This is a genomic window from Alkalibacterium putridalgicola, from assembly GCF_900109825.1.
In the GTDB taxonomy this organism is placed as follows: Bacteria; Bacillota; Bacilli; order Lactobacillales; family Carnobacteriaceae_A; genus Alkalibacterium; species Alkalibacterium putridalgicola.
In genome coordinates, this window is sequence record NZ_FOBL01000055.1 from 1 (window position 1) to 9,312 (window position 9,312).

8 protein-coding genes, 1 pseudogene and 1 riboswitch are annotated in these 9,312 nt (G+C 44.1%); all 9 genes and pseudogenes read right to left on the minus strand.

Annotated elements, in window-relative coordinates:
• Nucleotides 1–141: 141 nt before the first annotated feature.
• Nucleotides 142–249, minus strand: a riboswitch (NiCo riboswitch).
• A 286-nt stretch (nt 250–535) separates the two neighbouring features.
• Nucleotides 536–1,204: a TlpA family protein disulfide reductase gene (locus BMX84_RS12810; protein WP_091490152.1), complete on the minus strand. Its 669-nt coding sequence runs from the start codon at nt 1,202–1,204 to the stop codon at nt 536–538.
• Between the two features lie 10 nt (nt 1,205–1,214).
• Nucleotides 1,215–1,928, minus strand: a complete 714-nt coding sequence (locus tag BMX84_RS11930) for a cytochrome c biogenesis CcdA family protein (RefSeq protein ID WP_218142379.1) — start codon at nt 1,926–1,928, stop codon at nt 1,215–1,217.
• Between the two features lie 8 nt (nt 1,929–1,936).
• Complete coding sequence (locus tag BMX84_RS11935; protein ID WP_091490156.1) at nt 1,937–2,578, minus strand: hypothetical protein; 642 nt, start codon at nt 2,576–2,578, stop codon at nt 1,937–1,939.
• 593 nt (nt 2,579–3,171) lie between these two features.
• Nucleotides 3,172–5,064, minus strand: coding sequence for a heavy metal translocating P-type ATPase (locus BMX84_RS11940; protein WP_091490158.1), 1,893 nt, complete (start codon nt 5,062–5,064; stop codon nt 3,172–3,174).
• Nucleotides 5,065–5,769: 705 nt separating this feature from the next.
• Nucleotides 5,770–6,063, minus strand: a complete 294-nt coding sequence (locus tag BMX84_RS11945; protein ID WP_091490160.1) for an iron-sulfur cluster repair di-iron protein, ric — start codon at nt 6,061–6,063, stop codon at nt 5,770–5,772.
• A gap of 33 nt (nt 6,064–6,096) precedes the next feature.
• Nucleotides 6,097–6,330, minus strand: coding sequence for a heavy-metal-associated domain-containing protein (locus tag BMX84_RS11950; protein WP_091490163.1), 234 nt, complete (start codon nt 6,328–6,330; stop codon nt 6,097–6,099).
• 290 nt (nt 6,331–6,620) lie between these two features.
• Nucleotides 6,621–7,325, minus strand: coding sequence for a Crp/Fnr family transcriptional regulator (locus BMX84_RS11955; protein ID WP_091490166.1), 705 nt, complete (start codon nt 7,323–7,325; stop codon nt 6,621–6,623).
• Nucleotides 7,326–7,530: 205 nt separating this feature from the next.
• The gene (locus tag BMX84_RS11960) at nt 7,531–8,871 is read right to left on the minus strand and encodes a glycosyltransferase family 2 protein (protein WP_091490169.1); all 1,341 of its coding nucleotides are present in this window, start codon (nt 8,869–8,871) and stop codon (nt 7,531–7,533) included.
• 239 nt (nt 8,872–9,110) lie between these two features.
• Nucleotides 9,111–9,312 (minus strand): annotated as a pseudogene (locus tag BMX84_RS11965) (transposase); the annotation flags it as partial.

The following is a 9,312-nucleotide window of genomic DNA, read 5'->3' on the forward strand; positions in this document are numbered from 1 at the left end:
CTTGCTTAAGTTTATTTGATGCGCCCTTAAATTCCAAAATAGACTGTAGAAATATTAGGTTTTATTGCTTGACTTTATATAGTTAGTCTTTCTTTATAAGTTCGTCACAATAAAAAAAGGACATACCCGTAGAACAGAATTAACTGTCCCACAGATATGTCCTTTAAATACATAGTCTGCTGCCGCAACATGTGCAGCCCGGCTGCATGAACCTTTTAATGCGTTCACCGCCTGTTCAGATCACAATGAATAGATTATGCCTATTCAAAGCTTTCATATTAAGTTTTCAAGTGACGTGATTGTCTGTCACAAGTCTGTATCCCTTGTGAAGTTACCTTCATGATAGCATATCACTTTTTCCGGGTCAAGCCTTTGCTTACCAGGAATCGATCCTTTTTATCAGTAGCCTGGTCACTTACAATACTCCCACACGAGCTGCAGTATTCAGCTTTTGACTGAATCACAATACGATGAAGTCGAAGCGATACACTCATGACCTTCCAGTAGCAATAATTTTAAGAAGTCTTTTGGGTAGTCAGTCGATCATTTCGAATTTCGTTTCCAGTATATCTTTCGTGACTGGTCCCACGACACGCTCATAGATCACACCGTCACTGCCAATGAAATAAGAGGTCGGCAAGGATTCGACACGGTACAGATCGGTGATTTCACTCGGTGCATAAACGTTCGTAAAAGTCAGACCGAATTCATCAATGAATGCCGGAACGTTTTCAGGATCACTTTCAGAGGAGATGACGTTGACGCCTAAGACAACGACCTCGTCCTGTTCTTCATGAAATTCCTGCAAGTGCGGCATTTCTACGCGACAAGGCGGACACCAGCTGGCCCAGAAGTTCAGAAAGACTTTCTTTCCTCTGTAATCCGACAACTGCACCGTATTGCCGTCCATGTCTTCCAGCTGAAAATCATAGGCAACGTTTCCGGCATTCAGTCCAAACTCTATCTTAGATCCCGTTTCGCTTTCAGCATTCTGCTCAGCGATCTCATCCATCAGCGCCTGGAGCTCTTCTTCAGACATCTCTTCAGTATCCATTTCTTCATTCAGCTCGTCCTGTACACTGAGTTCGTTTTGAACCGACGCCTGTTCCATGACTTCCTGTTCGCGGTTCAATCCTGTGACAAAGTCAAAGACGACATAAACGAGCATGAGGGCGATGACCGCCCATAAACCTTTTTTCACCATGTCAACACTCCTATCCTAGCAACTCAAACGGTGTACCTTCGAGCCACTGTGCGATCCATTCTGATATTATTTCCAGCGTTCCTGTGAAAAGCAGGAGACCCATAACGATCATGAGTATGCCTCCGACTTTCATCCACTTCTGACTGTGTTTCATGATGTTGTCCATCTTGCCGAGGAAGAAAGACACTAAAAGAAACGGCAGAGCAAAGCCTAAAATGTAAAGGGTCAAATAAAGGGCCGGCGGCGAACCGGTCGACACGCCGATCAGCAGTATAGAAGAAAAAATCGGGCCGATACACGGCGTCCATCCAGCTGCAAAACCCAAGCCGATGAAAAAGCTTGAAAAATAACTGGTCGTGCGGTTCCCTGCCATCCTGCGTGTATCTTTCAATAGGGCCGGTATCTGGAGCCATTCAGCTGTGACCAGTCCCATAACGATAATGAGTAGTCCCGCGATACGCTGAAGCAGCAGGCTCGTCGATCCAGTCAGCAGCTGACTGAAAAAGCCACCCAAATAGCTGATGCTGAGTCCCAGACTAACATAAACGACTGACACACCGATCAGGAATAGGATCGAGTGCAGCATGACCGTTCTTTTGAACGCGGCCGACTGATTCTCTTTCACTTCTTTCACACTTTTACCGGTAATATAAGATAAATATAAAGGCAGCAGCGGCAAGGTACAGGGCGAGAAAAAAGACAAAGCGCCTGCGCCAAATGCCAAGAGTGCTGTTAGTTCTGTCTCGATGGTAAGATCCCCCTTTTATAACCCAGGAGCAGACCGCTGAACACTATAAAAAGTGATAGGATCGCCAGGGGTGTAAAGACAAAATTAAAATAAATGACCGAACGCGTGCCCATGATCAGAAGATGCAAAGCACCGAATCCTAAAACGATCCAGACGGGCGGCACTTTTTGAGTAAGGTTCGTAAATGTTAAAAGTGCCAGCAGGCTCACGAAGAGTACGATGAGCAGCAATGTAGTGACCGATGCATAGCGGTAATACATGTAAGCATGATTTGCTAAGCCGATCGTCGTTAAAAGCTTGGCTGCACTTTTGGCTTTCTCTTTATTTTCCCATAATCTATCTCCATAAAGATAACTTCCGTATATCAGTACACCGAGTGAAGCGATCCAGACGACGTTCGACGAGAACAGCAGGATCCGGTAAGGGACCTGAATGATTTCGCTGATGTTTAAGATCGCATTGATACCGAACAGTGCGACAACAAAATAAAACACACTATCCATGAAAACCGATACAACGCTTTTTTTCACGCTGGCTGACTCATCCGTCAAACCGTACCATAGCAATATACCGACCAGCAGCGACACGACCGCGCTGAACATCGGGTTGGAAATAATATTTTCCACGTACATTCTCCTGACTAGTTATACCACAACGGGTAAAAAGGTGATTAGTTCTTAAGCTTATAAGTAATTCTATTAATGAAGCATTCATTTAATCAGTTAATAAAAGCCTTTTTTATTATAAATACCCCTAGGGGTTTACTTCTACTAGCTTACACAATTTTAATCTGTGAGTCAACTCTACCGCCGAAGGAAAACTGTGACGTTTTTAAGACTTTTTGAACAGTAAACTGTCTATTTATATCCATTCGAGGCTAATCTGGATGAATCGATCCGTATGGAGCCAATTTTAAAGCTGATTCTTTTATGATAAACTTCCAAACCAAGATGCAGCCGTGGTTTCAATAGATCATCCTTTAGTACAGGAGTCCAAGAAAGTGCTGTACTACATTTTTTCAGTAAATAGTTGAGTTCAGACTGGGCCCAAAGTGCTGTACTTCACTTTTTTTAAAAATAATTAAGTTCAGAGCCTCTTCAGAGTGCTGTACTTCATTTTTTCAGTAAATAGTCGAGTTCAGGACATCTCCAATGTGCTGTACTTCATTTTTTCATTAAAAAAAGCACTCTACCTGAGTAGAATGCTTTTCACTTAAATATTAAGCTGTTTTAACGTGCTTCACTTCCTCGTGTTTCCTGCTTCCACGAAGGCGATACTTCAAGAGACGCATCCCGTTGAAGATAACGACCAGGATACTGCCTTCATGGACCAGCATACCGATGGACATGTTCATCCAGTCGCTGAAGAAGACGCTGGCCAGTAGGACGAAAACGACGCCCACTGCAATGGCGATATTCTGGATCATGTTGTTCGCTGTGGTTTTCACTAGGCCTAACGCATGCGGCAGACGGCTGAAGTCCGAATTCATCAGGACCACATCAGATGTTTCGATCGCGACATCTGTCCCGCTTCCCATAGCGATACCGATATCCGCCAGAGCCAGCGACGGGCTGTCGTTCACCCCGTCGCCCACGAAAGCAACGATCTGTCCTTCTTTCTCAAGTTTTTCGATGTGCGCAGACTTATCTTCCGGCAGCATGTGACCGTGGGCTTCCGTCAGTCCAAGTTCGCTGGCGACGACATCGACCGTCCCCTGGTTGTCTCCCGATAGAACGACTAGATTCTTTACACCCAAATCCTTCAACTGATCAAGGTCGTCTTTCACACCGGGTCTGACCTGATCTCTGATCCCCATCAAAACGCGCAGTTCACCGTCAACAGCAGTGAGGACTAGGGAGTTTCCACTGGTTTCTGCTTCTTGAACGTCTTCTTTCGCTTTCTCACTGAGTTCGATGCCTTCTTTATCCATTAAAGCCACATTCCCGACAGCGACGCGGTGACCACCGACCTGAGCCACGATCCCGCCGCCCTTGACGACTTCTGTCTCTTCGACCGGATAAATTTGCGCCGCTTTCGTTTCTTCGAGGATCGCTTTAGCCAGCGGGTGATCGGATTCTTTTTCCACACTGGCCAGATAGTTCAAGGCCTCGTCTGACTCTTCGCCATAAACTGCCTTTTTCGCCACACTCGGATTGCCAACGGTCAACGTCCCGGTCTTATCGAAGACGATCGTGTCTACTCGGCTGAAGTCATGGATCACTTCACTCCCTTTTAAAAGGACACCATGACGGGCGCCATTACCGATCCCGGCAACGTTTGAGACCGGCACACCGATAACGAGAGCCCCTGGACAACCTAAAACCAAGATGGTAATCGCCAGTTCAATATCCTGACTGATCAGCCAGACCACAAAGGACAAAAGCAAAACGGCAGGTGTATAGTATTTTGAAAACTTGTCGATAAAGCGCTCCGCTTCTGATTTGGAATCCTGAGCCTCTTCCACCAGTTCGATGATTTTCCCAAAAGTCGTCTCTTCTCCGACTCGGTCTGCACGGACCTGGATCGTTCCGTTTTCAAGGATCGTTCCGGCATAAACGCCTGAATCTTTTGATTTCGTAACGGGAACGGATTCTCCGGTAATACTCGCTTCGTTGATATAGCCGTCACCTGACAGGACCGTTCCGTCAACGGGTACTTTAGCCCCGGTTTTAACGAGCAGAATGTCCCCCTCGTCGACTTCATCGATGTCCACTTCTTCAAATTCACCGGAGTCGGTCTGGACGAGTGCGATTTCTGGAGCCATTTCAGTAAGCTCTTTGATGGCCAAACGGGTCTGATTCAGTGTCCGCTGTTCGAGGTAATGCCCGAACAGGAAGAGAAAAGTAACGATAGCTGATTCTTCAAAGTTCTGAATAAGGAAGGCCCCGATGACTGCGATGGTGACCAGCACGTCGATACTGACGACTTTCACCTTTAGTGCCTGATACGCCTGGACTGCGATCGGAGCGATCCCGATCACTGACGCGATGATCAGTGCCCACTCCAGGACAGCCACGTTCCCCAGCGCAAACCGGCTGAAGTAGCCGATGACAATGAGTAGCCCGCTTAATAAGGTGATCAGTTTCTTCTGACTTAATATAACTTTCTGCATGATGATTCCTCCTATTTTCTCATTTCCTTGATGTTAAGTTAAGTATACGGGCGTTTGTTCGGCTTGAACTTGACTACAGTCAAGTTCATTCATTTTTATGGTTTTCAGGTGGATCAAAGGCAAAAAAACGTGCAGCAGTACCCTGAGCCCTTCATCCATGCGACTTTTTTAGTACGGTGTCAGATTTGATTCTGTTTTCTTGCGATTTTGTGCTGCGTTCGGTCGTTACGTTCCTGATACTGCCAGCTAAGTGTCGAATGTGCTCTTATTCGGTCGTTAGGATGCTTGCAGAGATTTCTACTTACCGAACTTCATCACTATTCGGTAAGTACGTTTACGATAACATTCGCAAAGTGCCGAACTCGCCTCTCTTCGGTACTTAGGACGCTCTCTCACATTTCTACTTGTCGAACCTCGACCATATTCGGCTAGTAGGCTCTTAATAACTCTTCCTAAGTACCGAACTTGCTCAAATTCGGTACTTAGGAGACTTCAACAAAATCCTAATTGTCGAACGGGTATTAATTCAATGAAGACAGGACACGTGGTCTCTTTAATAGCACCCAAAGTTGGCTCCCATCTTTCACTGATATGAAAAGACGCACCGCCCAGCGTGTCCTGACCCCTTTTAAAATCAAAAAAAACCGCCCAGAAAGTTTTTCACACTTCCCGGGCGAATTTCAAAAAGTCTTCTTTCTATCAGGTTCAAGCATAGTAAGCGTCGTCTGCCTCAGACAGCATCTCATAGACGGCTTCATACGTTTCGCAGGCATCGCCGGGCAAGGCGTATTGACCAGTCACCTCACGGAGTTCAGTGAATTCCTCGTCCAGATCAGGCTTGTCTGAACCACTGTCCTTCACTTTTTCATTCATCCTCCGGAACAGTTCATGCACTCTGAAGACTTCCGGATGATTCTTCCCGTGTGCACGAGTCAGGGGCAGGGTGTAAATCTCAAGTGTTGGAAAATGTTCTTTTACTACGGTATCGAATTCTGTCATTCTTTTTCCCTCTTTCTCTACTTTTCAGTTAGTTTATGCTGCTTTGACCGTCGACTTGATGACTGGATAACCTAAGTCTTCTATCGCTTTCTCGATCTCTTCTATTGAGACCTTTTCGGAGTCAAAGGCCGTTTTCGCTTTGCTCGAGTTGAACAGGACTTTGACGCTGTCTTTGTCGATACCGTCAAGGCCTTTCAGTGCGTTTTCTATCTTCTGCATACAGCTTGGGCATGCCAAAGTTTCCAGTTTTAATATCGCTTTTTTCATGTCTACTCTCTCCTTTAGTTTTTATCTCTTTGTTTGTCTCTATCTCTTACATTCCTAGTATAAGTCTTGAACGCTGAAGTGGAATTGACGTTCATCAAGTTCAGCTCAATAACTCCACTAAACCACTCTTTTCCTTGTTCTGCTCAGTCAGCCTGTCTGTCCTCTGCCTTTCACAGTTAAAGTATAGGCCATTACCTGTGAAAGAAACCTTGATTTTGATCAAGGTTTCAATTTTTCGCAAAAAAAAGACCTGAGACACAACATCTCTAGTCTTTTCATAGCGATTCACTTTATAGAAAAATCAGATTATCCTCGTCCAGTATCTTGATTTTGGATGAGCTGAGGCGTTTGATCAGGTTCAGCTCTTCCAGTTCTTTCAGTTTCCGGCTCACTGTTTCAGGGGTCGTTCCGATGTAAGACGCCAGATCTTTTTTCGTCAAAGGTAAGGTCACGATATTTGATTCACTACCCGGTCCAAGTAAATCGGCTAGATAAAGAGCCAGACGCTGCTCCGTCGATTCAGTCGTAAACCGGGCAGCCTGCGTTTCGCTCTGGTCCACCCGAGCTGAGAGCTCCTGGAGAATTTTGAGTGAGATGGATGGGTACTTCACCAAAAGTGTCTGAAGATCAGAACGCGTGATCTGACAGACTGATGCCGGCTCCATCGCTTCTGCATAGTTTTCATGTACTTTTTCATTGAACAATGCCAGTTCGCCAGTAAATTCGCCTGGCCTGAGAACTCGGACGAGCTGTTCTTTCCCGGATTCTGAAAGCCGATAAATACGCAGGCTGCCTTTATTAACGATCGTCAAAACATCCGACTTATCTCCCGCACGGTAAACCAGTTCCCCTTTTTCAAACGACTGGGACTGTACAGTCTCCATTATTTCATCCATCTGCTGTACGTCGAGGTGGTTGAATATTGGGACCAGAGAAACACAGCCTTTATGCGAAAGGCCGCAAGTATGTTTTTGATTCTGATCTGATTCAGTCATGTTATCTATCCTTTCCGGAAATCGTTACGATTCTTTTTATGATCCACTGCTATTTAAACATTTTTATCTAAAAACACTATACCATAGTATGGATGCAGAAGGATTGATATAGATCAAGAACTAAAATCCCTTCTTCGAACAGTTCTATTATACATTTCTGCTGAAGGAACGACTTTAGATTAAGTAGCTTGATCGATCATCTCATTTACTTCCAAACACGCTTTTTTACGAATATTTCTTGTGTATAGCCTACGAGCGATATCGGACTCATAATAAGCTGATAACACAGAACAAAAACTATAAACCCTAAGAAATTATTCCGAATATTCAGTTTTAGTTCACGAAATACCTCCCGCTGATAAACATATAGAATGAAATTTTGCAGCATTGCTATCGGTAAAACAAGGAGTGTCATTGGCCCTATGATCCAATAGATTCCAAAAAAAGCTAATATCAAACCTGGAATCCAAGCTAGAGTGAATGCCATATCCAAAAAAGGCATAGCTAAATTGATGCTAGTTAAAAAACGAATATACACAATCGGCTGTTGCCAAGGCTTCACAACTTTCAACCCTTCTATCATACCTCTAGCCCATCTGCTTTTCTGTCTGTAAAAATGAATGAACTTTGTCGGTACTTCAGTAAACGCAACAGCCTTTGGTTCAAAGTATACTTTCTTGTTCTCTCTTAAAAGTTTCCATGTTAATACAATATCTTCACCTATCGCATCCGGCCATCCACCTACCTTTTTCAGCATCTCGGTCGTATAAAGCGAAAAGGCTCCTTGAGCAACCAAAGTTCCTTGATACATCCCCTGCATCCTTTTTATACTTGCGATCCCCAGGAAATACTCCCATTCCTGAATTTTTGCCAGGAGATTATCTCTGCTGTTTCGGACAAGTACAGAACCTGCAACAGCCGTTGTATCAGCTGGAGCGGTAATAACCCTAGAAACCAAAAAGCGTATGGCTGATTTATGTAGTAAAGTATCTGCATCAAGTGTTATGACGTATTCAGTTTCAACCGATTTGAGTGCTTCATTTAACGCATTAAATTTCCCTGGTCTTTCAGCGCTTTTAACAATTAAATCAAGTTCAAGTTCTTTCCCGGCTTTCTCTGCTTGGATCGCAGTCAAATCCGTTGAGCCATTGTCGGCGACAAACACTCTGATATCCCCTTTAAAATCTTGTGCTTTTATATATCGTAAAGTGTTCGCAATCACCTTTTCTTCATTGTAGCAGGCAATAATAATCGATATGGGTATATGTGGATCGGGTGTTTTGAATTTAGGTTGTCGATCAAGCAGCAGACTCATGACGATAAAGGAATTTATCAGACCTGGTAGGTACCCGATCCCCGCTATTATCAATACTGCTGTTAATGGCGTTGTTATATTTGAAAGATCCCTCAGCCAGGGTAATGACAGATAGACTGAAAAGCCTAGCCATACTAATGCAAACAGCATTGAGATCATAAACTTCTGACTGATATTTATGTATTTATCTTTAAAGGAATGACTCGTCTTCGACTCTTTTTCATAGAACATAAGGTATCTCCTTCACTGGCATGATTTAACAAGTATAAATCTCTCCCCCTTATTAATCAATATCCATCTTCTATTCCTGAACTTATATTGGTCGGCGTCTATAAGAAATCAAAACCACCAGTGTGAACTGGTGGTTTGCTCTGCGGCTGAAAGCCTCTCTTACCGGCCTTGGCCTGAAAGGCCCACTGAGTGAGTTTCCCTTATGCACCACATTTACTCACTGATTCTAAAAGAATCGTCTATTTCTTCTTGTTTTTATGTCCGGTGAACGGATCATATTCTTCAAATAATGTCAGCTGATCGCTCATATAGTCTTCTCGAAGCTGATTCCTAATATACTCTTCAATCTGTTTCTTATTTCGACCGACTGTGTCGACGAAGTACCCCCGACACCAAAACTTTTCGATTTCCATATCGATATTTCAAATTGGCATGTCGATC